The 26,385-nt window shown below is 71.3% G+C and carries 20 protein-coding genes and 2 pseudogenes; 10 read left to right on the top strand and 12 right to left on the bottom strand.

The window, feature by feature from the left end:
- Nucleotides 1–2 precede the first annotated feature (2 nt).
- The 6 genes from KQY30_RS06355 to KQY30_RS06330 all read right to left on the bottom strand — a co-directional run bounded on the left by KQY30_RS06355 (nucleotide 3) and on the right by KQY30_RS06330 (nucleotide 8,862).
- Complete coding sequence (locus KQY30_RS06355) at nucleotides 3–1,004, bottom strand: CoA ester lyase (RefSeq protein WP_217305968.1); 1,002 nt, start codon at nucleotides 1,002–1,004, stop codon at nucleotides 3–5.
- Entirely contained in the window at nucleotides 1,001–3,013 is a 2,013-nt protein-coding gene (locus tag KQY30_RS06350; RefSeq protein WP_217305967.1) for a protein meaA, read from the bottom strand. Before KQY30_RS06350 ends, KQY30_RS06355 begins: the two co-directional genes overlap by 4 nt.
- Before the next feature lies 1 nt (nucleotide 3,014).
- Entirely contained in the window at nucleotides 3,015–4,403 is a 1,389-nt protein-coding gene (gene ccrA / locus KQY30_RS06345; RefSeq protein WP_217305966.1) for a crotonyl-CoA carboxylase/reductase, read from the bottom strand.
- Nucleotides 4,404–4,814: 411 nt separating this feature from the next.
- The gene (locus tag KQY30_RS06340) at nucleotides 4,815–5,627 is read right to left on the bottom strand and encodes a TetR family transcriptional regulator (protein ID WP_217305965.1); all 813 of its coding nucleotides are present in this window, start codon (nucleotides 5,625–5,627) and stop codon (nucleotides 4,815–4,817) included.
- Nucleotides 5,628–5,730: 103 nt separating this feature from the next.
- Nucleotides 5,731–7,518, bottom strand: coding sequence for a 3-hydroxyacyl-CoA dehydrogenase family protein (locus KQY30_RS06335; RefSeq protein WP_217305964.1), 1,788 nt, complete (start codon nucleotides 7,516–7,518; stop codon nucleotides 5,731–5,733).
- Nucleotides 7,519–7,968: 450 nt separating this feature from the next.
- A complete protein-coding gene (locus tag KQY30_RS06330; protein ID WP_217305963.1) occupies nucleotides 7,969–8,862 on the bottom strand; it encodes a helix-turn-helix transcriptional regulator in 894 nt (297 codons plus the stop codon).
- 128 nt (nucleotides 8,863–8,990) lie between these two features.
- On the opposite strand from KQY30_RS06330, the gene KQY30_RS06325 reads away from it, so the two are divergent.
- Complete coding sequence (locus KQY30_RS06325; RefSeq protein ID WP_217305962.1) at nucleotides 8,991–9,941, top strand: NAD(P)-dependent alcohol dehydrogenase; 951 nt, start codon at nucleotides 8,991–8,993, stop codon at nucleotides 9,939–9,941.
- Between the two features lie 97 nt (nucleotides 9,942–10,038).
- Here KQY30_RS06325 and KQY30_RS36230 read toward each other — a convergent pair.
- From KQY30_RS36230 to KQY30_RS06310, 4 genes and pseudogenes are all read right to left on the bottom strand, one after another.
- Nucleotides 10,039–10,212, bottom strand: a pseudogene (locus KQY30_RS36230) (methyltransferase domain-containing protein); the annotation flags it as partial.
- A gap of 9 nt (nucleotides 10,213–10,221) precedes the next feature.
- A complete protein-coding gene (locus KQY30_RS06320) occupies nucleotides 10,222–12,741 on the bottom strand; it encodes a SpoIIE family protein phosphatase (RefSeq protein ID WP_217305961.1) in 2,520 nt (839 codons plus the stop codon).
- Nucleotides 12,742–12,876: 135 nt separating this feature from the next.
- A complete protein-coding gene (locus KQY30_RS06315; RefSeq protein WP_217310788.1) occupies nucleotides 12,877–15,228 on the bottom strand; it encodes an MFS transporter in 2,352 nt (783 codons plus the stop codon).
- A gap of 414 nt (nucleotides 15,229–15,642) precedes the next feature.
- Nucleotides 15,643–16,110 carry an SRPBCC family protein gene (locus tag KQY30_RS06310; protein WP_217305959.1) on the bottom strand — a complete coding sequence of 156 codons (468 nt, stop codon included), beginning with the start codon at nucleotides 16,108–16,110 and terminating at the stop codon, nucleotides 15,643–15,645.
- A 137-nt stretch (nucleotides 16,111–16,247) separates the two neighbouring features.
- Here KQY30_RS06310 and KQY30_RS06305 point away from each other — a divergent pair, with 137 nt between their 5' ends.
- The 3 genes from KQY30_RS06305 to KQY30_RS06295 all read left to right on the top strand — a co-directional run bounded on the left by KQY30_RS06305 (nucleotide 16,248) and on the right by KQY30_RS06295 (nucleotide 18,444).
- Entirely contained in the window at nucleotides 16,248–17,312 is a 1,065-nt protein-coding gene (locus KQY30_RS06305; RefSeq protein WP_217305958.1) for an Rv2578c family radical SAM protein, read from the top strand.
- Between the two features lie 66 nt (nucleotides 17,313–17,378).
- Nucleotides 17,379–17,795, top strand: coding sequence for a RidA family protein (locus KQY30_RS06300; RefSeq protein ID WP_217305957.1), 417 nt, complete (start codon nucleotides 17,379–17,381; stop codon nucleotides 17,793–17,795).
- A complete protein-coding gene (locus KQY30_RS06295; RefSeq protein ID WP_217305956.1) occupies nucleotides 17,779–18,444 on the top strand; it encodes a GNAT family N-acetyltransferase in 666 nt (221 codons plus the stop codon). The genes KQY30_RS06300 and KQY30_RS06295 overlap by 17 nt, the downstream gene beginning before the upstream one ends.
- Here the strand turns inward: KQY30_RS06295 and KQY30_RS06290 are convergent.
- The gene (locus KQY30_RS06290) at nucleotides 18,393–18,959 is read right to left on the bottom strand and encodes an adenylosuccinate lyase (RefSeq protein WP_217305955.1); all 567 of its coding nucleotides are present in this window, start codon (nucleotides 18,957–18,959) and stop codon (nucleotides 18,393–18,395) included. The genes KQY30_RS06295 and KQY30_RS06290 overlap by 52 nt on opposite strands.
- Before the next feature lie 124 nt (nucleotides 18,960–19,083).
- On the opposite strand from KQY30_RS06290, the pseudogene KQY30_RS06285 reads away from it, so the two are divergent.
- From KQY30_RS06285 to KQY30_RS06260, 6 genes and pseudogenes are all read left to right on the top strand, one after another.
- Nucleotides 19,084–19,928: pseudogene (locus KQY30_RS06285) on the top strand (NAD(P)H-binding protein).
- Between the two features lie 108 nt (nucleotides 19,929–20,036).
- Nucleotides 20,037–20,870 (top strand): M55 family metallopeptidase, encoded by an 834-nt coding sequence (locus tag KQY30_RS06280; RefSeq protein WP_217305954.1) that lies wholly within the window; start codon nucleotides 20,037–20,039, stop codon nucleotides 20,868–20,870.
- Complete coding sequence (locus tag KQY30_RS06275; protein WP_217305953.1) at nucleotides 20,863–22,212, top strand: M20/M25/M40 family metallo-hydrolase; 1,350 nt, start codon at nucleotides 20,863–20,865, stop codon at nucleotides 22,210–22,212. The genes KQY30_RS06280 and KQY30_RS06275 overlap by 8 nt, the downstream gene beginning before the upstream one ends.
- An 11-nt stretch (nucleotides 22,213–22,223) precedes the next feature.
- Entirely contained in the window at nucleotides 22,224–24,245 is a 2,022-nt protein-coding gene (locus tag KQY30_RS06270) for a prolyl oligopeptidase family serine peptidase (RefSeq protein ID WP_254406972.1), read from the top strand.
- Entirely contained in the window at nucleotides 24,242–25,219 is a 978-nt protein-coding gene (locus tag KQY30_RS06265; protein ID WP_217305952.1) for an LD-carboxypeptidase, read from the top strand. Before KQY30_RS06270 ends, KQY30_RS06265 begins: the two co-directional genes overlap by 4 nt.
- A 123-nt stretch (nucleotides 25,220–25,342) precedes the next feature.
- Nucleotides 25,343–25,906 carry a GNAT family N-acetyltransferase gene (locus tag KQY30_RS06260; RefSeq protein ID WP_217305951.1) on the top strand — a complete coding sequence of 188 codons (564 nt, stop codon included), beginning with the start codon at nucleotides 25,343–25,345 and terminating at the stop codon, nucleotides 25,904–25,906.
- 67 nt (nucleotides 25,907–25,973) lie between these two features.
- On the opposite strand, the gene KQY30_RS06255 is transcribed toward KQY30_RS06260, so the two are convergent.
- Nucleotides 25,974–26,309, bottom strand: a complete 336-nt coding sequence (locus tag KQY30_RS06255) for a DUF6204 family protein (protein ID WP_217310785.1) — start codon at nucleotides 26,307–26,309, stop codon at nucleotides 25,974–25,976.
- Nucleotides 26,310–26,385 lie beyond the last annotated feature (76 nt).

Genomic DNA, 26,385 nt, shown 5'->3' with positions numbered 1-26,385 from the left:
CGTCATGCCTCCGGGGCTTCGAAGGCGGTGGTACGGCGCATCCCGGCGGCCCGGCCCTTGCCCGAGATGACCAGCGCCATCTTGCGGCTGGCCTCGTCGATCATCTCGTCGCCGAGCATCGCCGAGCCCTTCTTGCCGCCCGCCTCCGAGGTGTAGTAGTCGTACGCGTCGAGAATCAGCTCGGCGTGGTCGTAGTCCTCCTGGGAGGGCGAGAAGATCTCGTTCGACGCCTCGATCTGGCCGGGGTGCAGCACCCACTTGCCGTCGTAGCCCAGCGCGGCCGCCCGGCGCGCCACCTCGCGATAGCCGTCCACATCGCGGATCTGGAGGTACGGGCCGTCGATGGCCTGGAGATCGTGGGTACGGGCGGCCATCAGGAGGCGCATCAGAATGTAGTGGTAGGCGTCCGCGCCATAGCCGGGCGGCTGCTGCCCCACCACCAGCGACTTCATATTGATGGACGCCATGAAGTCGGCGGGACCGAAGACGATGGTCTCGAGGCGCGGGGACGCGCCGGCGATCTCGTCGACGTTCACCAGGCCCCTGGCGTTCTCGATCTGTGCCTCGATACCGATCCTGCCGACCTCGAAGCCCATCGTCTTCTCGATCTGGGTGAGCAGCAGATCCAGCGCCACGATCTGCTGGGCGTCCTGGACCTTCGGCAGCATCACGCAGTCGAGATTGTGGCCCGCGCCCTCCACGACGGTGATCACATCGCGGTACGTCCAGTGTGTCGTCCAGTCGTTGACGCGCACCACCCGGATCTTGCCGCTCCAGTCGCCCTTGTTCAGAGCGTCGACGATGGTGTGCCGGGCGCCCTCCTTGGCGAGCGGCGCGCAGGCGTCCTCCAGATCGAGAAAGACCTGGTCGGCCGGGAGCCCCTGGGCCTTCTCCAGAAAGCGCGGATTCGAGCCCGGTACGGCGAGACAGGAGCGGCGCGGACGCAGCCGGTCGGCGGGGGCGGCGGCCGGCTCGGCGGCGGCGTGCGTGGCAGGCGCGGTCATGCGGGGACCTCCAAGGGGTCGAGCTTGTTCGCTTTCCTGATCTCATCGACGATACGGCCGATGATTCCGGTGATTCCGAAGTCCTTCGGGGTGAAGACGGCGGCCACCCCGGCCGCCCGCAGTTCCTCGGCGTCGGCGTTCGGGATGATCCCGCCGACGATCACCGGGATGTCGCCCGCGCCCGCCTCGCGCAGCCGTACCAGCACCTCCGGCACCAGCGCGCCGTGCGACCCGGACAGCACCGACAGGCCCACACAGTGCACGTCCTCGGCGAGCGCGGCACCGACGATCTGCTCGGGTGTCAGCCTGATGCCCTGGTAGACCACCTCGAACCCGGCGTCGCGCGCGCGGACCGCGATCTGCTCGGCGCCATTGGAGTGCCCGTCCAGACCGGGCTTGCCGACCAGCAGCCGCAGCCGCCCCGAGCCGAGTTCACCGGCGGTACGGGACACCGCCTCGCGGACCGCCGCGAGCGCGGTGTCCGGCTCCGTGCTCATCGCGACCGGCGCGCCGCTCACCCCGGTCGGCGCGCGGAACTCGCCGAAGACGTCCCGCAGCGCCCAGGCCCACTCGCCGGTGGTCACCCCGGCCCGCGCGCACTCCAGGGTCGTCGGCATCAGATTCGCGGTGCCGGCAGCGGCCCTCTTCAGCGCGGCCAGCGCCCCGGTGGCCCGCGCCTCGTCGCGGTTGTCCCGCCAGGCGTGCAGTGCCGCCGCCACCCGGGCCTCGTTCGCCGGGTCGACCGTCATGATCGCGGTGTCCGGATCGGCGGTCAGCGGACCGGGCTCGGTGGACTCGTAGCAGTTGACCCCGACGATCTTCTGCTCGCCCGACTCGATCCGCGCCCGCCGCCCGGCGTGCGAGGCGACCAGCCGCGACTTGAGATACCCGGACTCGACGGCCGCCAGCGCGCCGCCCATCTCCTCGATCCGGTCGATCTCGGCGAGGGACTCCGTGACCAGGTCCGCCACCTTGGCCTCGACGACATGGGAGCCCTCGAAGATGTCCTCGTACTCCAGCAGATCGCTCTCGTGCGCGAGCACCTGCTGTATCCGGAGCGACCACTGCTGGTCCCAGGGGCGCGGCAGCCCCAGAGCCTCGTTCCAGGCGGGGAGCTGTACGGCGCGGGCGCGGGCGTCCTTGGACAGGGTCACGGCCAGCATTTCGAGAACGATCCGCTGGACGTTGTTCTCCGGCTGGGCCTCGGTCAGCCCGAGCGAGTTGACCTGGACGCCGTAGCGGAACCGGCGCTGCGAGGCGTCCTCGATGCCGTACCGCTCCCGGGTGACCGTGTCCCAGATCCGGGAGAACGCCCGCATCTTGCACATCTCCTCGACGAAGCGGACCCCGGCGTTGACGAAGAACGACATCCGGCCGACCACCTCCCCCCTGCGCTCCTCGGGGATCCGGCCCGACGCGAACACCGCGTCCAGCACGGCGATCGCGGTGGACATCGCGTACGCGATCTCCTGCACCGGGGTCGCGCCCGCCTCCTGGAGGTGGTAGCTGCAGATGTTGATGGGGTTCCATCTGGGGATGTGGTTCACCGTGTACGTGATCATGTCGGTGGTCAGCCGCAGGCTCGGCCCCGGCGGGAACACATACGTGCCGCGCGAGAGGTACTCCTTGACGATGTCGTTCTGCGTCGTCCCCTGGAGACGGGCGACATCCGCGCCCTGCTCCTCCGCGACCACCTGGTAGAGCGCCAGCAGCCACATCGCGGTGGCGTTGATGGTCATCGAGGTGTTGGTGCGGTCCAGCGGGATGTCCTGGAACAGCCGCCGCATGTCGCCGAGATGGGAGACCGGCACCCCGACCCGGCCGACCTCGCCGCGGGCGAGGACATGGTCGGGGTCGTAGCCGGTCTGGGTCGGCAGGTCGAAGGCGACGGAGAGACCCGTCTGCCCCTTCGTGAGATTGCGCCGGTACAGCTCGTTGGACGCCTCGGCGGTCGAATGGCCCGCGTAGGTCCGCATCAGCCAGGGCCGGTCCCGGTGCCGCTCGCCCATCTCAGGCTCCCCGGACCAGGGTGCCGCGCGAGGCCCCGGCGGGCGCCTCCGCCGAGGTGTCGCGGAACAGGTTGATGGCGTCGATGTGCCGCGCGCGCAGCTCCTCGTCCCGTACGCCCAGACCCTCGCGCGGCGCCAGCGCCAGCACCCCGACCTTGCCCTGATGGCGGTTGGCGTGGACGTCGTACGCGGCCTGGCCGGTGTCCTCCAGCGCGTACACCTTCGACAGGGTGGGGTGGATCCTGCCCTTGGCGACCAGCCGGTTGGCCTCCCACGCCTCGCGGTAGTTGGCGAAGTGGGAGCCGATGATGCGCTTCAGGGACATCCACAGATAGCGGTTGTCGTACTCGTGGGTGTAGCCGGAGGTCGAGGCGCAGGTGACGATCGTGCCGCCCTTGCGGGTGACATAGACGGAGGCACCGAAGGTCTCGCGGCCCGGGTGCTCGAAGACGATGTCCACGTCCTCGCCGCCGGTCAGTTCGCGGATGCGCTTGCCGAAGCGCTTCCACTCGCGCGGGTCCTGGTGGTGCTCGTCCTTCCAGAACCGGTAGTCCTCGGCCGTACGGTCGATGATCGCCTCGGCGCCCATCCGCCGGCAGATCTCCGCCTTCCGGTCGCTGGAGACCACACAGACCGGCGTGGCCCCGCCCGCGAGTGCGAACTGCGTGGCGTACGAGCCGAGTCCGCCGCTCGCGCCCCAGATCAGCACATTGTCGCCCTGCTTCATCCCGGCGCCGTTGCGGGAGACGAGCTGGCGGTACGCGGTCGAGTTGACCAGGCCGGGCGCCGCGGCCTCCTCCCAGGTCAGATGCTGGGGCCTGGGCATGAGCTGGTTGGACTTCACCAGGGCCAGCTCCGCCAGCCCGCCGAAGTTGGTCTCGAAGCCCCAGATCCGCTGCTCCGGGTCGAGCATCGTGTCGTTGTGCCCGTCGGACGACTCCAGCTCGACGGAGAGGCAGTGCGCCACGACCTCGTCGCCCGGCCGCCAGGCGTTGACCCCCGGGCCGGTGCGCAGCACGACGCCGGAGAGATCGGAGCCGATGATGTGGTACGGCAGGTCGTGCCGCCTGGCCAGTTCGCTGAGCTTGCCGTACCGCTCCAGGAACCCGAAGGTGGGCAGCGGCTCGAAGAGCGAGGTCCAGACGGAGTTGTAGTTGACCGAGCTGGCCATGACGGCCACCAGGGCCTCGCCGGGGCCGAGTTCGGGCACCGGCACCTCGTCGAGATGGAGCGACTTGCGGGGGTCCTTCTCGCGGCCGGGGAGACCGGCGAACATCTCCGTCTCGTCCTTGTGCACGGTCACCGCGCGGTACGAACCGGGGACGGGCAGTGCGGCGAAGTCGGCGGACGTGGTGTCCGGCGACTGGATCGCGTCCAGGATTTCCTTCACGGTGGTGCCTCCGGCGAAGCTGGGGGAGCGAGCCGCGGGGGCCGCTCGCTGGTGTGCGGTGGAGGTGTGCCGTCGGTTCGGCGGGGGCACCGCTGATCAGCCTGTGGTGCTGACCGTGCTGATCGGCGGCGCCGGGTGAGCGCGGGAGGTGCCTGTGACGCAGGCGTCCGGGCGCACAAGCGAGACGGCTTGCGGGAACAGCCGGACACCTTCACGTTATGGCACGCCGTGACACCTGGCAAGGCACTGGGTGCCAAAAATCCCTCTCACTTGTCACCGGTGCGGCACGCATGAGCAGATCCCTACCGCTGTACAAGCGGCAAATATCACTTCATGTGGGCAAAGGAGCGCATGGCGTATCGCGATCAGGGGAGAGCATCGGAGAAGCGGAGGGAGGGGCCGGAGACGCGGCTACGCGTCCCTCAGTGCCTGCTTGATGGTCCGCATGACCTCGTCCAGCGGGGCGTCCGTACGCGCCACCGTCACCAGCACATCGCCGCTGGTACGGGCCGTGGCCGCGGCGTGCTGCGGCTTGCCCCCGATGGTCCGGCCCGCGCCGATGCCGGCGCCGAAGGTGTCCCGGACGATCGCGAAGGCGTGGTCGAGCTGCGCCTCCACATCGCCCTGCCCGCCCGCCCGCAGCCAGCGGCGCAGCACATGGTTGTGCGCGGTGACGACGGCCGACGCGGCGACCTCCGCCAGCAGTGGGTCGTCATTGCCGTCGGCGTGGTCGCGCTCGTCGAAGTGGCCCAGCAGATAGCGGGTGAACAGCCGCTCGTAACGGGCCACCGAGGCGATCTCGCGCTCCCGCAGGGTGGGCACCTCGCGGGTGAGCCGGTAGCGCTCCACGGAGACCGCGGGGGAGGCCGCGTACATCCGCATGACCTCCTTGATGCCCCGGCACACCGTGTCCAGCGGATGCTCATGGGCGGGCGCGGCGTTGAGCACCGCCTCCGCCCGTACGAGCGTGTCGTCGTGGTCCGGGAAGATCGCCTCTTCCTTGGAGCGGAAGTGCCGGAAGAAGGTCCGGCGGGCGACCCCGGCGGCGGCGGCGATCTCGTCGACGGTGGTCGCCTCGTACCCCTTGGTCGCGAACAGTTCCATCGCCGCGGCCGCCAGCTCCCGGCGCATCTTCAGCCGCTGGGCGGCCGCGCGGGTGCCTGCGGCACTCTCCGGGACGTCGGTCCTGGTGTTCGTACGGGAGGACTTGGCGGGCTGGGACATGAGGTGAACGTACTGCATCGACGCAGGAGAGCGCGCCCGCGGGGCCCGGACCTTGATCACTGCGTGGGCCGGTACCGGGATCCCCGCGGGGCCGGTACGGGGATCAGCGCCGGGCGTACTCGCGGAAGCCGCGGCCGGTCTTGCGGCCGAGACAGCCCGCCGCCACAAGATGTTCGAGCAGCGGCGCCGGAGCCAGGCCAGGATCCCGGAACTCGCGGTGCAGGACCCGCTCGATGGCCAGTGACACATCGAGCCCGACCACATCGAGCAGTTCGAAGGGCCCCATCGGATAACCGCCGCCCAGTTTCATCGCCGCGTCGATGTCGTCGAGGCTCGCGTAGTGCTCCTGGACCATCTTGACCGCATTGTTCAGATACGGGAACAGCAGCGCGTTGACGATGAAGCCCGCCCGGTCCCCGCAGTCGACCGGATGCTTGCGGACGGCCGTGGCCACCGCGCGGGCGGTGGCCCGGACGTCGTCGGCGGTGAGGACCGTACGGACCACCTCGACGAGCTTCATCGCCGGGGCCGGATTGAAGAAGTGCATCCCGACCACGTCCTGCGGGCGCGAGGTCGCGCGGGCACAGGCCACCACCGGAAGCGAGGAGGTCGTCGTGGCCAGCACCGCGCCCGGCTTGCAGACCTTGTCGAGCGTGGCGAAGAGCTGCCGCTTGATCTCCAGGTCCTCGGCCACGGCCTCGACGGCGAGATCCACCTCGGCGAAGGCGTCCGGCGAGCCGGCCGGGGTGATCCGCGCCAGGGCCTGGTCACGGGCCTCGGCGGTCAGCCGCCCCTTGTCCACGGAGCGGGCCAGGGACTTCGCGACCCGGGCGGCGGCGGCCTCCGCCTTCTCCGGGGTGCGCGCCGCGAGCACCACACCGAAACCGGCCGTGGCGAAGACCTCCGCGATCCCGCACGCCATGGTGCCGGAACCCGCCACACCGACGGAGCGGACCGGGCGGGCGGCGGCACTCCCCGGACGAGCCGTTTCCGGCGGGGTGAGCGCGTCCGGCACCACCGCGCCGCTGCCCGGTCCCTCGTACGTGTAGAAACCGCGCCCCGACTTGCGGCCCGTCAGCCCGGCCTCGCCGAGCTGCCTGAGCACCGGCGCGGGGGCGTGCAGCCGGTCGCGGGACGCGGAGTACATCGCCTCCAGGACCGTACGGGCCGTGTCCACGCCGATCAGATCGAGCAGCGCGAGCGGCCCCATCGGCAGTCCGCAGCCCAGTCTCATCGCCGCGTCGATGTCCTCGCGTGAGGCGTACTTGGCCTCGTACATCGCGGCGGCCTGGTTGAGATAGCCGAAGAGCAGGCCGTCCGCGACAAAGCCGGGCCGGTCGCCCACCGCCACCGGCTCCTTGCCCAGCTCCCGGGCGAGCCCGGTGACGGCGGCCACGGCGCGGGGCGCGGTGAGGACCGAGGACACCACCTCGACGAGCTTCATCGCCGGGGCCGGATTGAAGAAGTGCAGACCGAGCACGCGCTCGGGGTGCGCCGAGTCCGCGGCCAGCCGGGTCACGGACAGCGCGTTGGTGCCGGTCGCGAGGATCGTCGAGGGGCCGACGATCCCGTCCAGCGCCCGGAAGACCCGCTGCTTGGTCTCGTACGACTCGGGCACCACCTCGATCACCAGATCGGCGCCGGCGGCGGCGTGCAGATCGGAGAAGGTGCGGAACCGCGCGAGGACCGTGCGCCGCTCCTCCTCGGTGAGCCGCCCGCGCGCCACGGCCCGCGCGGTGGACGCTTCGAGCGAGGCGACTGCCCGGGCGGCGGCGATGTCACTGATGTCGATGCCGACGACCTCGCGGCCGGCGCGGGTGAGGATCTCGGCGATACCGGTACCCATGGTGCCGAGGCCGACGACGGCGATGGTGGAGAGCGGGATGTCCATCACGGGACTCCAGGGGATGAGTGACGACTGAGAGGGGCGGGCCCGGAATCGCTGACAGGGGCCGCGGGGCGCGGCGGGCGCGCGTGGCTGATGCGGTCACGGTGCTGGGCGGCGGACTCTGTCCCGGAGCCGCGCCGTACCGGCGGTCCGGACGGGCCGGACCGCGAGGGTGCTGAACCGACAGCGCTCTCGGCGGCTGCGTCACCAGGCCACCGGGAGCAGCGGGGGTTTCCCGCTCATTTGAGATTAACCGACGAGTAACGAGCGCGCCAGAGAGGGGCGGCTGTGCGCTGGGTCACTGTGGGGCGGGGGCGGGGGCGGGGGCGAGGACGAGGGTGCGGGCCGGGAGCGTACGGCGTACGGAAACCCGGCTCGGCTCCGCCGCCTAGGCCGCGCTCGGCCGCCCCGCACGGCGAGCCTCGCCCTCGCCGCCGCGAGCCGGTCGGCACGTCACGGTTGTCGGGTGACCGCCGTCGCCGTGTCCGGTGAATCGAGCAGCGCGGCCAGCAACCGGAGTCGCTCGTCGTCCGGGCTTCCCGCTTCGGCGGTGTAGGTGATGAGCACCGGGCCGGGAGCGCCGGGTACCGGGTAGGCGTCCCATTCCAGGTTCAGCTCGCCGACCATCGGGTGATGCACACGCATCCGGCCACGGACGGCCTCTTCGACGTCGTGGCGCGCCCACAGTGCGGCGAACTCGTCACTCCGGACCGCGAGTTCGCCGACGAGTTCCACACCGCGCGGGTGCCCCGGGTCGGCGGCGATCCGGGTCCGCAGCATCCCGGTCAGCTCGGCCACGGTAGCCGCCCGGTCAGGGCACGCCTGGTCGGCTTCGGGGTGCAGCAGCAGCATGAGCAGGTTCCGCTCGGCCGGGGGAAGCAGGGTGAACGCGCCGAGCAGAGCGCCGGCCAGCGGGTTCCATGCGAGGACGTCCAGGAAGCGGCCGACGACCATCGTGGGCGTGGTCATGGTGCGCAGCAGCCGCAGCGTCGTGGGCGGTACCTGCTCGGGCTCGTGGTGGCGTGGACCGCGGGCGGGTGTGCGCGCGGCGGCGGCGAGGCTGTGCAGGTAGCGGGACTCCTCGGCGGAAAAGTTGAGAGCACGCGCGAGAGCGTCCAGGACCTGTTCGGAGGGCCGGACGTCGCGTCCCTGCTCCATGCGTTGGTAGTAGTCCGCGCTCACCCCGGCCAGCAGGGCCAGTTCCTCCCGCCGCAGCCCGGCGACGCGCCGCCTCGGGCCCGGTTCCAGGCCGACATCCTGTGGCAGCAGCCGGGTGCGGCGGGCTCGCAGGAACTCGGCGAGTTCACGTCGGGGATCGTCGCTCACGGCAAGGGGATGGTCGGTCACGGCGCCAGTATGCCCCGGGCGCGGCTCGTGAGGGTGGGTCTGCCGGACCCAGGAAAAGCGGAACGACCGTGGTGCCGCGCGCAGGGTCCAGCATCGGATCAACCACCCCGCCACGGAAGGGCAACGACATGAAGGCCGTTCAGATCACGAGCTACGGTACGGCGGACGTCCTGCACGTCAACGAGGTCGCCCGTCCCGCTCCCGGTGCGGGCGAGGTACTGGTGTCGGTCGAGGCGTCCAGCGTGAACGGACACGACGTGATTGTCCGCGCGGGAGGGCTGAAGATGGTCTCGGGACGCCGGTTCCCGATCGGTGTGGGGCTGGACTTCGCGGGCGTCGTCGCCGAGACCGGCGCCGATGTCGAGGGTTACCGGGCCGGGGACCGGGTGTGGGGCACGGTGCACCCCCGGGAACGGCACACCACGGGTGGGGCGGCCGAATACGTCGTGGTACCCGCGGACCGCATCGCGCCCGCACCCGTGGGCATCTCTCCGGTCGAAGCGGCCTCTGTGGTCGTCGCTGGCACCACCGCGCTGATCGCGCTGCGCGACAGCACACACCTTGCCGCCGGGGAACGGGTTCTGGTCCGGGGCGCCGCCGGCGGTGTCGGCACGGCCGCGGTGCAACTGGCCCACGCGATGGGCGCTCATGTCACCGCCCTGGCCCGCGACCGCCACACCCGGCTTCTCACCGGCCTCGGCGCCGACGACGTCTTCGACTACGGCTTCACCACCTCGGACCGGATCGGCCCCTTCGACGTCATCCTCGACACCGTCGGCACGGAACTGAACTGCTATCGAAGCCGACTCGCCAAGGCCGGCCGCATGGTCACCGTCGGACTCTCCGCACCCGCCCTGGCCGCGATCGCCGCCTCCAGCGTCTACGGTCCCCGCCGCATCCGTACCTTCAGCGCCAACCCCGGCACCGCCGTCCTCCGCGATCTGGCCGGCCACGTCACCTCGGGCGCGCTGCGCCCGGTGGTCAACGGCGTGTATCCGCTCTCGGACACGGCCGCGGCGCACGAGGCTTTCGAACAGGGCGGCGCGGCGGGCAAGCAGGTGATCGAGGTGACCGCATAACCCCGCGGCAGCCCCCCTCGATGAAAGCCGAGGAAGGCCGCCCGCGATTACCGGGACCGGCCCCCGTCGTGCCTCCGCACCCCCGCTCACATCCTTCCGCGTGCGACAGGTCCACCCCGACCGCACGGGCGAAGCGGGTGGCCAGACAGCGGGTCTGGGTGCCGTTGCCGCATCCCAGGTCGACCACCGGGAGCGAGGCGTCGGCGTACGGAAGCAGCAGTTCGCTGTGCGGAACCGCGGAGAGGGACGGATCGACGTCCCAGATCACCTCGTCCGCGGACTACCGTCCCGTCGGCCGCGGGGGCAAGAGCCCGGGAGGGTTGGTCCACCGGCCGTGGTAGCGGCCGGGCACCTTCCGGGTGAGGGTCTGTTCGAACCAGACGGTCTTTCCGTACGCCGTACTGCTCGTCCCCCACTCGTGCGCCAGCGTGCTCACCACCCGCAGCCCGCGCCCGGACTCGTCGTCGGGCCGTGTGCTCAGCAGGGCCGCGGGGGCCGGTGCGTCGTCGGTCACCTCGCACAGCAGGGCGTCCGTACGGACCAGCCGCAGTCCGACCCGTTGTGACCGCGCGTGGTTCATGGCGTTGGTGACCAGCTCACTCACCATCAGCTCGGCCGTCTCCACCGCGTCCGGCAGCGACCAGCCCAGCAGTCGGTCGCGCACCAGCCGTCGCGCCCGGCCCACCTCGCGTGGATCCAGGGCGAGTTCGTACTCCGCGACATCGCTGTCAGGAATGCCGTTGAGACGCGCCATCAGCAGCGCCACAGCGTCCTTGCGCCCTTCCCGGGTGTTGAGCGCGCGGATGATGGTGTCGCAGGCGGTGTCCATGGCGGCGGCGGGATGCGCGGCGGACGCGCACAGCGCGGCCAGGCCCTGGCCCTCCCAGATGTTCTCATCGCGTACCTCGATCAGCCCGTCGCTGCACAGCACCAGCCGGTCGCCCGGCCCGACCCGTACGGACACCGTCTCGAAGGCCACTCCGCCCACACCGATGGGCGCTCCGGTCGGCAGGTCGAGGACCTCGGCACTGCCGTCCTCCGCACGGACCAGAACCGGTGGGATATGACCGGCGTTGGCGATCTGGACCTCGGATCTGATCGGGTCGTACACCGCGTACAGACAGGTCGCCAGATACCGTTCGCCGAGGCGCTGCGCCAAGTCGTCGAGATTGCGGAGCAGTTGGGCGGGCGGCAGCTCCATGGTCGCCATGGTCTGTACGGCGGTGCGCAACTGGCCCATCATCGCAACCGAGTTCAGCCCGTGGCCCATCACATCTCCGACGACCAGCGCGGTCCGCGATCCGGGCAGCTTCACGGCGTCGAACCAGTCACCGCCGATCCGGCCGAGCCGGGTACCGGGCAGATAGCGGGTGGCGATGTCACAGCCCGCCATGCGCGGCGCGATGTGCGGCAGCATGCTGTCCTGGAGGGTCTCGGCGACATTCTCCTGGTATGTGTACATCCGGGCGTTGTCCAGTACGAGCCCCGCCCGCGCGGCCAGTTCGGCGCCGGTCGTACGGTCCATGTCGTCGAACGGCTCGCGGCCGGGCCGCCGCATCAGCACCATGAATCCCAGTACGACGCCCCGCGCCTTCAGCGGAACCAGCAGCATGGACCGGTGGTTGATGAGCGGGCGCAGATCGCGTTTCTCGAATTCCGCGGAGATACGATTCCCCATCTCCTCGCTCAGCCGCGGGATGAGCACCGGCTCCCCGGTGACCATGCACTGGAAGAACGGGGTGTGCTCGGGGAATGGCAAGGCCTCGCCGACCGGCACCGTATCGTCCCAGCGGCCGGGCTCGTCGTTGTGCTCGACCCAGACCCGGTGCCAGACGGTGGTGGCGTCGGGCGGTCCGTCCGGGAATCCCTCCCCCGCCAGGACCGCGGCCCGCAGATGCGTACCCGCGAAGTCGGCGAAGCGGGGGACGGCGGCGCTGGTGACCTCGCGGATCGTATGGGCCAGATCGAGCGAGGATCCGATACGCCCGCTGACATCGTTCAGGAACTCCAGACGCTCACGCACCGCGGCGTATTCGAGGTCGAGTTCGGGACGGGGCACCGCTCTTCGTCTGAACCGCGCCTCCGCGAGTACGGGCTCGGCCCCCGCCGGTACGGGCCCGGCCCCGGGGCTTTCGTACCGTACGGCGGACCGTCGGGTCACACCCCAGTCGGGCGTGACCGGCACCCGGTCGTGATGGCTGAATTCCACGACGGGATATCCCAGTTCGAGTACCTGGGCGACAATGCGGCCGGCTTCGGCGGGGCCCATGTTCGGCAGAATGTCGGGCAGCCGCCGGGCCAATGCGTCCGCGTCCGGGAATTCCGTGTGATGGGCGAAACCCGGGGCGATCCGCAGAAAGTCCGCGGCACTTTCCCCGGCCGTCTCGGGGCGCAACTGCCCGGCGTCCGCCGCGAGTACGAGATGGCGCCCCGGTCCCGGGCCGATCAGCGGATAGGCCCACCACAGCACATCGAGCCGGCCGCGCTCCGGATGGGAGACCTTCGCGCGGCCCGCGGTGGGGTAGGAGCCCCGGGCGTGCAGTTCCGGTCCGAGCTCGTCATAGCCGTCGCAGCCGCCGTGCGCCACCCCGCGCTCGTCCTCCGCGAGGGCCCCGGCGACCGGCATCAGATCTCCGGCGTGCCGTCCCACCGCCTCGTCCCTGGGGTGGCCGAAGAGCCGCCGAGCACCGGACGACCAGTGCGACACCAGGCCGTCACCGTCCACGACGACCACGGCGAGCGGAATCCGGCCGGCCGCGGCGGACCGCCGCGGCAGTCCCGGCGGAATACCACTGTCCATGGGTGGGAGGCTCCTTCCCTGCCGCCAGGATCCGCGGCTCCGCCCTCCACGGTACGGCCCTTGACAGGCATTGCGCCGGTCAATGAACCAATAGGTGGTGCGCCCGCGCGCAACTGCTTATTGACTGAAATTCAGTCAATCTTCGTGGCCCAGTTGGAGATCGCGTTCGGTGCGTCCGCCGCCCGCCATATGAAGGACTGTGGCGACCGGCGGATAGCCCGCGGCGATCACGGTGTACTCGCCGGAGGAGAGGTCCACGAACCGGAAGGTGCCGTCGGAACCCGTGGTGAGGGTATCCACCACATTGCCCGCCGCGTCGAGAAGGGTGACCCGGGCGTCCTCGACCGGACGGCCGCCGCCGGCCCGTACCGTACCGCGCAGCACCGCACCGCCCGCCAGCTCGATGTCCTGCCGGGTCTCGCGCGACGCCTGCACACTGACCGGCAGCGCCGCGGGCCGGAAGGCGGGCGCGCTCGCGGCGAGGGTGTACTCCCCGGCCACCAGCTCCGAGATGACATACGCGCCCTCGCGGCCGCTTCGGGTGGACGCGACGACATCGCCCCGTACATCCGTGAGGGTCACGGCGGCGTCGCGCACCGGCGTGCCGTCGGCGGTACGTACGGCACCGGCGAGCCGTCCCGCCCCGCCGAGGACCACATCCAGCTCGACGGGCCGCTCGCCCACGGTCACCGTGACGGCCTGCGGCTGGTGTCCGGCGGCGGCCGCGATCATCACATACGAGCCGGAGCCCGGCACACTCAGCGCGTACCGCCCGTCCGCGCCGCTCGCCCCGCGCCCGATCTGCTGTCCATGGACGTCGATCAGGGTCAGCGCGGCCCGGGGCACCGTGGAGCCGTCGTGGTGCTGCACCGTGCCGCACACCGCCACTCCCGAGGTGTACGGGGCGGGCGCGGGCGGCGGGGCGGCGGGCCCCGCGGGCGCGGTGCGCGCGCCGGGGACCGGGACGGTGACGGACTCGGCGGCTGAGGCGTTCTGGGACACCAGTGGTTTCTCCTTGAGGAAGAAGGCGATCAACAGGCCGAGGACCAGCACCGGCACGAGGTAGAGGAAGATCCGGGGCATGGCGTCCGCGTACGCCTGGACATAGCCGTCGCGGACGGCGGGCGGCAGGGCGTGCACCGCCTGAGGGGTGATGGACTCGGCGTCGGGCAGGCCGGCCCCGGCGGGGATACGGGCCGCGAGCGCGTCGGCCAGCCGGTCGGCGAAGAGGGTGCCGAAGACGGCGGCGCCCACGCTGCCGCCGATCTGCCGGAAGTAGTTGTTGGCGCTGGTGGCGGTGCCGAGGTCGGCGGGGCGTACGGCGTTCTGCACGGCGAGGATCAGCACCGGCATGACCAGGCCCATCCCCAGTCCCAGCACCGCCTGCGCGACACCGTTCTCGGTCATCGAGGTGCCGGTGTCCAGCCGGGACAGCAGCCACATGCCCGCCACCGAGAGCGCGCTGCCCAGCACCGGATAGATCTTGTAGTGGCCGGTACGGGTGATGAGATGGCCCGAGACGACGGAGGCGACGACGATGCCGCCCATCATGGGCAGCATCAGCAGACCCGACTCGGTGGCGGTGGCCCCCTCGACCATCTGGAGATAGGTCGGCAGATAGCTGGCCGCGCCGAACAGCGCCACACCGACGATCGCCCCGACCAGGCTGGTGATGTTGAAGACCGTGTCCCGGAACAGCCGCAGGGGGATGAGCGGTTCGGCCGCGAAGTGCTCGACGACCAGGAACAGCAGGGTGGTTCCTGCGGCTCCCGCGGCGAGACCGACGATGACCCGGGAGTCCCATGCGTACTCCGTCCCGCCCCAACTGGTCAGCAGCACCAGACAGGTGGACGCGGCGGCGAGCATCAGGGTGCCGAGGACATCGAGCCGCGCGGGGGCGGTGGGTTTGGGCAGCCGGAGCACCACGGCGACGACGGCGAGGGTGATCAGCCCGAAGGGCACATTGAAGTAGAAGCACCAGCGCCAGGAGACATGGTCGGTGAAGAAGCCGCCGAGCAGCGGCCCGGCCACGGAGGCGAGCCCGAAGGCGGCGCCGATCAGCCCCATGAAGCGGGCGCGTTCACGGGCGGGCACGATGTCCGCGATGATCGCCTGCACCCCGATCATCAGTCCGCCGGCGCCGATGCCCTGGACGGCACGGAAGGCGATGAGCTGGTCCATGGTGCGGGACCAGCCGGCCAGCGCGGACCCGATGACGAAGACGACGATCGCGAACTGGAAGACGCCCTTGCGGCCGAAGAGATCGCCGAGCTTGCCGTAGACGGGCAGCCCGATGGTGGCGGTGAGCAGATACGCGGTGATCGCCCAGGACATCCGGTCCAGGCCCTGGAGCTCCCCGACGATCTTCGGCAGCGCGGTGGCCACGATCACCTGCTCAAGAGCGGCCAGCAGCAGGGCGAGCATCAGCCCGACGAAGACGAGCCGCACCCGGCGGGGGCTGAGGGGTTCCGCGAGGGCCGTGCCCATGGCGGGCGGTGGTGGCGGAGGGTCCGCGGTGGCGGACACGGGCAGCGCCGCGGCCCGCGCGGCACCGTTCTCGTACTCGATGGCCTGCCCGCCGCCCTTGACCAGAGTGGTCCCGCCCACGTACTGCTCCCCTCGTCGCACCTGCGCGGCGTCATACTTCACATTGCACGCCAAGCAGGAGCAAGCGGAAGGCTCTCCGGCTGAACGGGGTTGTGACGGGGGCGGGTTGAGCGGTGAAGCCTGCGCCGGGGCGCTCATCAGGGGCTTTCCCGCGACGTGTCGCGCGGGGGCGCGCAACGGCGCCGCGGGGAAAACCACTCGTATCGGTGACCCCGGCGGTGACACGCCGAGACCTGCCGCAACGAGTCGAACTGTCCGGCCGGACGGGCCGGTTGGGGCTCTCGGCCGGTACGGCTACTCGCCGGAGCCGTTCTCGCGCGCCTTCTCCGTCTCGGCGGCGAGCCTTTCGAGGATCACGTCGTAGATACGGCCAAGACCCTTGGGGGCGAAGGTCCGCTCGAAGAACCCGCCGATCCCGCCCGCGCCGTCCCAGACGGTCGTGACGACGGCCTTCGAGCGGCCCTCGCCGGCGGGGGTGACGGTCCAGGTGGTGACCATCGAGGAGTTGCGGTCCTTCTCGATGAGCTGTCCGTCGGTCGGCTCGGTCACCTCCAGCAGACAGTCGCGCACCCGCTTGCTCGTCGCCTGGAGCTTCCAGTGGACGAGCGAGCCCTCGCCGTCGCCGCCCTCCCGCACCTCGTACTCGCTGAACTGCGCGGGCAGCAGCTTCGCCCGGGTGTTCTCGTAATCGGCCAGCGCGTCGAACACTGTCTCCGGGTCCGCCGCGATGATCCGCTCCGTGGTGGCCTCGACCTGCGCCATGGCTGTTCCTCCAGCACTCGTTCCGGGTGGGGTGCGGCCAGCCAACCACCCTCCGGTACGCCCGCCCAAATCCGCTCGGCGGGCGATCAAGGGAACGTGTGTTCTATTCTGAGGTGAGTGCTACCGAGGAGGTATCCATGCGCTGGGACAATCTGGTCGAGAACACCTCAATGCAGGGGGCGACCGGGGACATCGCGCTCTTCGGTACGGACGCGGTGACCACCAGGACGTTCGACACACCCGAATTCCGTGGTGTCACCTTCTACGAGATCCGTGCCCGTTCGATTGTGAACCGGGTGCCGGGGGCGTCCCGTATGCCGTTCGAATGGACGGTGAATCCGTACCGGGGCTGCACACACGCCTGTGTCTACTGCTTCGCCCGCAAGACCCACAGCTATCTCGATCTCGACACGGGCCAGGGCTTCGACTCCCAGATCGTGGTCAAGATCAACGCCCCGGAGCTGGTCCGGCGCCAGCTCGCCTCGCGCCGCTGGCAGGGGGCGCATATCGCGATGGGGACGAATGTCGACTGCTACCAGCGCGCGGAGGGGCGGTACCGGCTGATGCCGGGCATCATCACGGCCCTGCGCGACCGCGCCAACCCGTTCTCCATCCTCACCAAGGGCACGCTGATCCTGCGCGATCTGGATCTGCTGCGGGAGGCGGCGTCCGTCACCGAGGTGGGGATCTCGGTCTCGGTCGGCTTCACCGACCAGGAGCTGTGGCGCACGGTTGAACCAGGTACGCCCTCGCCCGAGCGGCGGCTCGACGTGGTGCGGACGATGGCCGAGAACGGGATCGGCTGCGGGGTGCTGATGGCGCCGGTCATTCCGTTCCTGAGCGACAGCCCCGACCAGCTCAGGGCGACGGTACGGTCGATCGCCGCGGCCGGGGCCACCTCGGTGACCCCGCTCGTACTGCATCTGCGGCCGGGCGCGCGCGAGTGGTTCATGTCCTGGCTGGAGCGGCACCACCCGTATCTGGTGGCTCGGTACGAGCGGCTCTACGCGGAGGGCGCGTACGCGCCCAAGTGGTACCAGCGGCGGATCACCCGGCAGGTGCACGAACTGGCCGACGAGTTCGGGATCGGGCCCGCGGGGCGCGGCGAGGCCCGGCGCATATCCGTGCCCCGGGACCCGGAACTTCCCGCGCGTCCCGATCTGCCGGTCCGTCCGGCGGCGACCCAGCTCACACTGCTGTGACCGGCGGCCACAGAGGTCACGGAAACCTCTTGGCCGATTGTCAGTGGCATCGGCAAGGATGGGCGCATGACTGAACTCACGCATCTGCCCGCCCCCGACGGTGTCGCTCCGGGCAACGGCTACAGCCATGTCGTCTGGGGCACGGGCCGGTTCGTCGCCGTCTCCGGCCAGTGCGCGTTCGACGCGGACGGCAAGGTGGTCGGCGAGGGGGATCCGGCCGCCCAGGCACGGCAGGTGTTCGAGAATCTGCGCCGCTGTCTGGCCGCGGCCGGGGCAGGCTTCGCCGATGTCGTCAAGCTGACGTACTTCGTCACCGATGTGGCGCATCTGCCGGCGGTACGGGAGGCACGGGACGCGGTGATCGACACGGCACGTCCGCCGGCGAGTTCCGCGGTCCAGGTCGCGGCGCTGTTCCGGCCGGAACTGCTGGTGGAGATAGAGGCGTTCGCGATCGTCGGGGGGACCGATGGCGGGAAGGACTGAGCCCACGGCCTCCTGCGCCACCGCCGAGCCCGAGCCCGCGCCCGGGCCGCCGAGCGGCCCGGCGTACGAACCGGCGGCGCCCGGCCGGGCCGAGGCCGCCGCCGCGGTCCGGATCCGTGAGATGACACTCGACGACTGCGAGGCCGTCGCCACGGTCCGGGTGCGCGGCTGGCAGCACGCGTACCGGGGGGTGGTACCGCAGACGTATCTGGACGCGATGAGCATCGAGGAGGACGCGGCCCGCCGCCGGGAGTATCTGGCCAAGGGCGAGGGCCGGGTGGTCGATCTGGTGGCCGAGCGGGCGGGCCAGGTGGTCGGCTGGGGGTGCTGCGGCCCGAGCCGCGACGAGGGCGTGCCGGACAGGACGGCGGAGCTGTACGCCCTGTATGTGCTGCCCGAGCGGATCGGTACGGGGGTGGGCGGCGCGCTGGTCGACGCGCTGACCGCCAGGGCCGAGGCGGCGGGCGCGTCTTCGCTGCTGCTCTGGGTCCTCGCGGCCAACGACCGGGCCCGCCGCTTCTACGCCAGGGCGGGCTTCGCTCCGGACGGCACGGAGGCGCAGTTCGAGGTGGACGGAGTGTCGGTGTCCGAAGTGCGCTACGCGAGACGGCTCAGCGCGTCCGTGGCGGCGGAGCCGAGACGGGGATGATCCCGGGCGGCCTCCAGCACGGCCCGCGCCCGGCCGTCCCCGAGCGTGCCCAGGCCCTCGACACAGGCCAGTGCCACCCGCCAGTGCGGCTCGTCGGGTGCCAGCAGCCGTTCGAGGGTGCTGATCAGCGCCGGTACGGACTCGGGGGCGCGTAACGCGGTGAGCAGCCGTATGGGGTGGAGCGCGTAGGCCGTGCGGAGTTCATTGGTCGCGAGCGCGGCCGCTGCCCGTGGCGTACGCGGGTCGCCCAGCCGGGCCAGGGCGTAGGAGGCGGAGACACAGCGCTCGGGGTCGCGGTGGTTGAGGAGCAGCACCAGCGTCTCGAACGCCCGCCGGTCACCGGCACAGCCGAGCCGGAAAGCGGCGGTCTCGCGTGCCCACAGGGGCCGTCCCCGCTCGGTGAGGACGGCGGCCAGCTCGTCGAGGTCCTCGGTCGCGACGAGCCGCGCGTACGAGGCGGACCCGCCGGACTCGTCCCGCACCCGGTCCACGAGCGAGCGCAAGTCCTCATCCATATGGCCCAGCGTATCGGGCGGGTGCGGGACGAGGGCGGCTCGACGAGCTGCCGGCCGGGATCGGTGATCGTGTCGGATGCGGCGACGTGCGTGAGACGGGCGCCCGAAGGGTGAGACTTCCGTCATGACACCTGAACCGATCCTGGTCATCGGCGGCACCGGCAAGACCGGCCGTCGGGTTGTCGCCCGGCTGCGCGAGCGGGGGTGCCGGTGCGCGTCGCGTCGCGGTCCGGGGGCACCCGCTTCCACTGGGAGGAACGCTCCACCTGGAAGGCCGCGCTCGACGGCGCCTCGGCCGTGTACATCGTCCCGCTGGACACCGCCCCGTCCAGGACCCCCGATCTGGTGGCACAGGCCGTGGCGTGCGGAGTCGGCCGGCTGGTGCTGCTCTCGGCACGCGGGGCAGATATTCCCGGCTATTTCGGACCGGCCTTCGACGGCGGCCCGCATATCGAGGGGGAGAAGGCGGTACGGGCCTCGGGGGTGCCGTGGACGGTCCTGCGGCCGGGCTGGTTCGCGCAGAACTTCAGCGAGGGCGCGTTCCGGGACGAGGTGGCCGCCGGCGAACTCGGGCTGTACGCGGGGGACGGAGCGGCCTCGTTCGTGGACGCCGAGGATGTCGCGGCGGTCGCGGTCGCCGCGCTCACCGGACCGGGGCACGAGGGCCGGGTGTACGAACTGTCCGGGCCCCGCGCGCTGACCGTCGACGAGGCCCTGGAGGAGATCGGGAAGGCCACCGGCCACCGGGCCCGCTATCTCCCGCTGGACGAGGCCGCGTACCGGGCGCGTCTGATCTCGCGGGGGGTGTCCGAGGCCGAGGCCGCGATCTGGACGGACGCGCTCAAGCCGATCAGGACGAGCCGGGAGGCTCCCGTTCTCGACGGGGTCGCGCGGGCACTGGGCCGGCCGCCGCGTGACTTCGCCGAGTTCGCGAGGGCGGAGGCGGCGCGCGGCGCCTGGCGGGCCTGACCGGTACCGGGGCGGTACCGGGGCAGAGATCCGGGCATGCCGCCGGTCTGCCGCGGTGGTTTTCCACAGGGCTGGCAGGGTGCGGCGGGGACGCGTACGGTTCCAGCCATGAAGATCTTGATCAGCGCCGATATGGAGGGCGCCACCGGGGTGACCTGGCCCGCTGACGTCCTGCCGGGCACACCGCAGTGGGAGCGCTGCCGCTCCCTGTTCACGTCCGATGTCGACGCGGCTGTGCTCGGCTTTCTCGAAGGCGGCGCCGATGAGGTCCTGATCAACGAGGCGCACTGGTCCATGCGCAATCTCCTGCTGGAGCGGCTGGACGAGCGCGCGCAGATGATCACCGGGCGGCACAAGTCGCTCTCCATGGTCGAGGGTGTGCAGCACGGCGATGTCGACGGCATCGCCTTTGTCGGCTATCACACCGGCGCCGGTACGGAAGGCGTGCTCGCGCACACCTACCTGGCCAACTCGCTCACCGGGGTATGGCTGAACGGAGCGCGGGCGAGCGAGGGCCTGCTGAACTCACATGTGGTCGCGGAGTACGGCGTGCCGGTGGTCCTGGTCACCGGGGACGACCTGACCTGCAAGGACGCCGAGGGGTACGCACCGGAGGCCCGCAAGGTCGCCGTCAAGGACCATGTCTCGCGGTACGCCGCGGTGTGCAGGACCCCGGCCCGTACCGCCGCCGACATCCGGGCCGCCGCCAAGGAGGCCACGGCGCTGGCCGGGCGGTACGAACCGGTCGTGGGCGGCCCGTTCACCCTGGAGCTGGAGTTCGACGCCACCCATCTCTCCGAGGTGGCCACGGTGGTGCCGGGGGTGGCGGTGAGCGGTGAGCGGCGTGTGACGTACACCAGCGGGACGATGTATGAGGCCATTCGTACCTTCAAAGCGGTGACCACGATCGTTTCGGCCTCGGTGGAGGAGCAGTATGGCTGACATGACGCCCATCGACACGAGCGTGGCTCCTGATTCCGCAGCGCTCGACGAGGTGGTCACCTTCACCTCGGATCTCATCCGTATCGACACGTCCAACAACGGGAGCGGGGACTGCCGGGAGCGGCCCGCGGCCGAGTATGTCGCCGAGCGTCTCGCCGACGCGGGCATCGACCCCCTCCTACTGGAGCGGACTCCGGGCCGCACCAATGTGGTGGCGAGGATCGAGGGCACGGATCCGTCCGCCGACGCGCTCCTCGTCCACGGCCATCTCGACGTCGTCCCGGCCGAGCCCGCCGACTGGACCGTGCACCCCTTCTCCGGAGAGGTCAGGGACGGCGTGGTCTGGGGGCGCGGCGCGGTCGACATGAAGAACATGGACGCGATGATCCTGGCGGTCGTCCGCGCCTGGTCCAGGTCGGGGGTCCGGCCGCGCAGGGACATCGTGATCGCCTACACCGCCGACGAGGAGGCCAGCGCCGCCGACGGCTCGGGCTTTCTCGCCGGGCGGCATCCCGAGCTGTTCGAGGGGTGTACGGAGGGCATCAGCGAATCCGGGGCCTTCACCTACCACGCGGGCCCCGGAATGGCGCTCTACCCGATCGGCGCGGGGGAGCGGGGCACCGCCTGGCTCAAGCTCACCGCCCATGGCAGGGCCGGCCACGGCTCCAAGGTGAACCGCGCCAACGCGGTCAGCAGGCTCGCCGCCGCCATCACCAGGATCAGCGAACACCCCTGGCCGGTCCGGCTCACCCCCACGGTCCGGGCCGCCCTCGGCGAACTCGCCGCGCTCCACGGGATACACGCCGATGTCGACGCGGCGGACTTTGACCCGGAAGGGCTGCTCGGCAAGCTCGGCCCGGCCGCCGCGCTGGTCGAGGCGACGATCCGGAACAGCGCCAATCCGACCGTCCTGGAGGCCGGTTACAAGGTCAATGTGATTCCGGGCCGGGCCACCGCCTTTGTCGACGGGCGTACGGTGCCCGGCGGCGAGGACGAGTTCCGCGCCACCCTGGACCAGCTCACCGGGCCGGACGTGGAGTGGGAGTTCCACCACCGGGAGACCGCGCTCCAGGCGCCGGTGGACTCGCCGACCTTCGCCAAGCTGCGCGCCGCCGTCGAGCGCTTCGACCCCGACGGGCATGTCGTGCCGTACTGCATGTCGGGCGGCACCGACGCCAAGCAGTTCTCCCGGCTCGGGATCACCGGCTACGGCTTCTCGCCGCTCAAGCTCCCCCCGGGCTTCGACTACCAGGCGCTCTTCCATGGAGTCGACGAACGCGTGCCCGTCTCGGCGCTGCACTTCGGCGTCCGAGTCCTCGACCACTATCTGAAGACCGCTTAGGAGCGCCGACCATGCCGATGACGCGGTCCGTGGATGCCTACGGAAGCTGGCCTTCCCCCATCGACGCCACCCTCGCAGCCTCGCACGACGGGCGCCCCGAGTATGTGGGGACGGTCGGCGACGAGGTGTGGTGGACGGAGCCGCGCCCGGCGGAGGCGGGGCGGCGCGCACTCGTCCGGCGGCGGGCGGACGGCCGGGAGGAGTCGGTGCTGCCGGCGCCCTGGAATGTCCGCAGCCGGGTCATCGAGTACGGCGGTCTGCCCTGGGCCGGTGCCACCCGGCCCGAGGGCGGCCCGCTGGTCGTCTTCGTCCACTTCCCCGACCAGCGGCTGTACGCGTACGAGCCGGACGGCGCCGCCGCGCCGCGCCCGCTCACCCCGGTGTCGGCGACCGGCGGAGGACTGCGCTGGGCCGATCCCCGGCTGCTTCCCGACCGGGGCGAAGTCTGGTGCGTGCTGGAGGAGTTCACCGGCGAAGGGCCCACCGATGTACGCCGGGTGATCGCGGCTGTCCCGCTGGACGGATCGGCCGCCGAGGACCGTTCCGCGGTACGGGAGCTGTCCGACGACCGGCACCGCTTTGTCACCGGACCCCGGCTCTCGCCCGACGGGCGCCATGCCGCCTGGATCGCCTGGGACCATCCGCAGATGCCCTGGGACGGCACGGTCGTGATGCTGGGGGAGGTCACGGAATCCGGGCCGTTCACGGGAGTCAGAAGCGTGGTCGGGGACACGGACGAGTCCGTGGCACAGGCCGACTGGGCGCCGGACGGCTCACTGCTCTTCGTCTCCGACGCCGGCGGCTGGTGGGAGCTTCAGCGCATCCGCCCCGACGCGCTCGGCCCGGCCGGAGCGCCGGGGGTGATCGCGAGCACCGGCCTCTGCCCCGGCCGGAGGGAGGAGTTCGGCGGGCCGCTCTGGAAGATCGGCCTCCAGTGGTTCCACCCCTTGGAGAACGGGCTGATCGCCGTCATCCACGGCACGGGCACCACCGCGCTCGGTGTACTCGACCCGGCGACCGGTGAGCTGGCCGACGCCGCCGGGCCCTGGACCGAATGGGCGCCCACCCTCGCCGTACGGGGCGACAGGGTGATCGGGGTCGCGGCCGGACCGCGCAGCGCGTACGAGATCGTGGAGCTGGACTCCGCCACCGGCCATGCCCGGGTGATCGGCGCGGAGCACCACGACCCGGTGGATCCCGCCTACTACCCGGAGCCCGGGATACGTACCTTCACCGGACCCGGCGGCCGGGAGATTCACGCCCAGATCTATCCGCCGCACCACCCCGCCCACCGCGCGCCCGAGGGCGAGCTGCCGCCCTATGTGATCTGGGCCCATGGCGGACCCACCGGCCATGCCCCGCTCGTCCTCGATCTGGAGATCGCCTACTTCACCTCGCGGGGAATCGGAGTCGCCGAGGTCAACTACGGCGGGTCCACCGGTTATGGCAGGGCCTACCGCGAGCGGCTGCGCGAACAGTGGGGCGTCGTCGATGTCGAGGACTGCGCGGCCGTCGCCGAGGCTCTCGCCGCGGAGGGCACCGCCGACCCGGCCAGACTCGCCGTTCGGGGCGGCAGCGCGGGCGGCTGGACGGCCGCCGCCTCGCTCACCACCACCGGTGTCTACGCCTGCGGCACCATCATCTATCCGATCCTCGATCTGCTGGGCTGGGCGACCGACGAGACCCATGACTTCGAGTCGCAGTATCTGGAGTCGCTGATCGGACCGCTCGCCGAGGTCCCCGAGCGCTACAAGGAGCGCTCGCCGCTGCACCAGGTCGACCGGATCACGACGCCCTTCCTGCTGCTCCAGGGCCTGGACGATGTGATCTGCCCGCCCGCGCAGTGCGAGCGGTTCCTGGACCGGGTCTCGGGCCGCGGCATTCCGCACGCGTATCTCGCCTTCGAGGGCGAGGGGCACGGTTTTCGCAGGGCCGACACCATGATCCGCGCACTGGAGGCCGAACTGTCCCTGTACGCGCAGACCTTCTCCATCGACCGCGCCGACATCCCGAGGCTGGAGCTGAAGAAGTGACCACGACGCCGAACGCCACGTCCGCGCCCGGCACTCCGTCCGCTTCTGCGGCGCCGCTGATCAGGCCCGCGCGGCTACGGCCCGGGGCGCGGGTGGCCGTGGTGGCGCCCAGCGGGCCCGTACCGCAGGAGCGGCTCGAAGCGGGTCTCGACATCCTGCGCGGCTGGGACCTCGACCCGGTCGTCGCCCCGCACGTTCTGGAGAGGCACCCCTGGCTGGGGTATCTCGCGGGCAGGGACGAGGACCGGGCGCGCGATCTCCAGGAGGCGTGGTGCGATCCGTCCGTAGAGGCGGTGCTCTGCGCACGCGGTGGCTATGGGGTTCAGCGCATGGCCGATCTGCTCGACTGGACGGCGATGCGGGCCGCGGGCCCCAAGGTGTTCGTCGGCTACAGCGACATCACCGCGCTGCACGAGGCGTTCGCCCGGCGGATGGGCCTGGCCACCCTGCACGGCCCGATGGTCGCCGCCATGACCTTCCTCAAGGACGCCAGGACCCAGGAGTCGCTGCGCGCCACGCTGTTCGAACCCGAGTCGGTACGGACGCTGGGGCTGGAGACGGCCGGGGCACTCGTCCCCGGCCGGGCCAGGGGGGTCACGCTCGGCGGCTGTGTCAGCCTGCTCGCCGCGGATGTCGGCACCCCGTACGGACGCCCCTCGGCGGCCGGGGGTCTGCTGCTGATCGAGGACGTGGGCGAGGAGCCGTACCGCCTGGACCGTATTCTCACCCAGTTGGTGCGCTCCGGCTGGCTGGACGGGGTCGCGGGTATCGCGCTCGGCTCCTGGGCGGAGTGCGGTCCGTACGACGCCGTACGGTCGGTGCTCCTCGACCGGCTCGGCGGGCTGGGCGTACCGGTCGTGGAGGAGCTGGGCTTCGGGCACGGCGAGCCGGCACTGACCATGCCGCTGGGCGTGCCGGCGGTCCTGGACGCGGAGAGCGGCACCCTGACCCTGGAGGTGCCCGCGCTGAGCTGACCCGAGCGGGCGTCACGACGGCGGGCCCGGCCCGCCGCCGGACACCCCCTTGGGCTGTCTTGCCGATCGGGCCGGGCCCCGCGAGCCGGGCATGATCGGCGAGACGCCCCCTAAGCTGGCGCGGTGTCCGATACGCCCATCCCGTTCGCCGAGGGCGACCGTACGTTCGTACGCGCCTACCGCTACGAGGACGCCGACGAGTTCATCTCGCTCGTCCGCGCGAGCGAGGAACTGCACCGGCCGTGGCTCTTCCCGCCGCGCACGGCGCAGATGTACGCCGAGTACGCGGGCCGGCTCATCGACGATCCCGGCAGGGCGGGTTATCTCGTCTGTGCCCGCGACGACGGCCGGATCGCGGGGTTCATCAACATCAACAACATCGTGCGGGGCGCGTTCCTGAGCGGGGCGGTCGGTTATGGCGCGTTCGCGCACGCCGCCGGGCGCGGGCTGATGAGCGAGGGGCTCGGGCTGGTCATGCGCCATGCCTTCGGCCCGCTCGGGCTGCACCGGCTGGAGGCCAATGTGCAGCCCGCGAACACCGCGTCCATCGCGTTCGTCCGGCGCGCGGGCTTCCGACAGGAGGGGTATTCGCCGGACTTCCTGTTCATCGACGGTGCCTGGCGCGACCACGAACGGTGGGCCGTCACCGCGGAGATGCTCAAGCCCGCCCCTGAATCCGCCGCCTGAAGGCCCCCGAGCCGGGCCGGGGCCGCTGAACCCGGCGACCGGCCCTGACTCCTGGACCCCCGGCGGCTCAGCGGCCCTTGCGGTTGATCTTCATGGTGTCCATGTCGGTCACCGTGGACCGTAGCTCGCCATGGCCGCAGCCCAGTTCCCTCAGCGCCGACTCGGCGCGGTCCTCGGCGAGCGCCGCCGCCATCTCCTCACCGTCGTCCGCGTCCGAGACGATCACATACCGGTAGCTGAAGTGCTTCAGCACCCGGTCATAGGTGAGCGAGCCCTCCGGGGTGAACCGCATCTGCGTCAGACCGTGTTCGTCGACCTCCGCGAGCAGCCGCGCCCGGGCGTCGTCCGTCAGGTCCTCCCACGTCCCCCGCACGATCACCCGGTAGGTGTGCTGCGTCGTCATTCGATGGCCCGCTTTCCGCTCGTACCGCTGTACCGCTCGTACCGCATCCGTCATGAAGTCCGGATCGAAGACCCAG

The organism is Streptomyces sp. GMY02 (assembly GCF_019056675.1).
Lineage (GTDB): Bacteria > Actinomycetota > Actinomycetes > Streptomycetales > Streptomycetaceae > Streptomyces > Streptomyces odonnellii.
This window is presented reverse-complemented; position numbering and strand designations above follow the sequence as displayed.

Coding starts and splice junctions, on each gene's coding strand:
- KQY30_RS06355 (WP_217305968.1), bottom strand. CDS start 1,004: ATGACCGCGCCTGCCACGCACGCCGCCGCCGAGCCGGCCGCCGCCCCC.
- KQY30_RS06350 (WP_217305967.1), bottom strand. CDS start 3,013: ATGGGCGAGCGGCACCGGGACCGGCCCTGGCTGATGCGGACCTACGCG.
- KQY30_RS06340 (WP_217305965.1), bottom strand. CDS start 5,627: ATGTCCCAGCCCGCCAAGTCCTCCCGTACGAACACCAGGACCGACGTC.
- KQY30_RS06335 (WP_217305964.1), bottom strand. CDS start 7,518: ATGGACATCCCGCTCTCCACCATCGCCGTCGTCGGCCTCGGCACCATG.
- KQY30_RS06325 (WP_217305962.1), top strand. CDS start 8,991: ATGAAGGCCGTTCAGATCACGAGCTACGGTACGGCGGACGTCCTGCAC.
- KQY30_RS06320 (WP_217305961.1), bottom strand. CDS start 12,741: ATGGACAGTGGTATTCCGCCGGGACTGCCGCGGCGGTCCGCCGCGGCC.
- KQY30_RS06315 (WP_217310788.1), bottom strand. CDS start 15,228: ATGGGCACGGCCCTCGCGGAACCCCTCAGCCCCCGCCGGGTGCGGCTC.
- KQY30_RS06310 (WP_217305959.1), bottom strand. CDS start 16,110: ATGGCGCAGGTCGAGGCCACCACGGAGCGGATCATCGCGGCGGACCCG.
- KQY30_RS06305 (WP_217305958.1), top strand. CDS start 16,248: ATGCGCTGGGACAATCTGGTCGAGAACACCTCAATGCAGGGGGCGACC.
- KQY30_RS06300 (WP_217305957.1), top strand. CDS start 17,379: ATGACTGAACTCACGCATCTGCCCGCCCCCGACGGTGTCGCTCCGGGC.
- KQY30_RS06295 (WP_217305956.1), top strand. CDS start 17,779: ATGGCGGGAAGGACTGAGCCCACGGCCTCCTGCGCCACCGCCGAGCCC.
- KQY30_RS06290 (WP_217305955.1), bottom strand. CDS start 18,959: ATGGATGAGGACTTGCGCTCGCTCGTGGACCGGGTGCGGGACGAGTCC.
- KQY30_RS06280 (WP_217305954.1), top strand. CDS start 20,037: ATGAAGATCTTGATCAGCGCCGATATGGAGGGCGCCACCGGGGTGACC.
- KQY30_RS06275 (WP_217305953.1), top strand. CDS start 20,863: ATGGCTGACATGACGCCCATCGACACGAGCGTGGCTCCTGATTCCGCA.
- KQY30_RS06270 (WP_254406972.1), top strand. CDS start 22,224: ATGCCGATGACGCGGTCCGTGGATGCCTACGGAAGCTGGCCTTCCCCC.
- KQY30_RS06255 (WP_217310785.1), bottom strand. CDS start 26,309: ATGACGACGCAGCACACCTACCGGGTGATCGTGCGGGGGACGTGGGAG.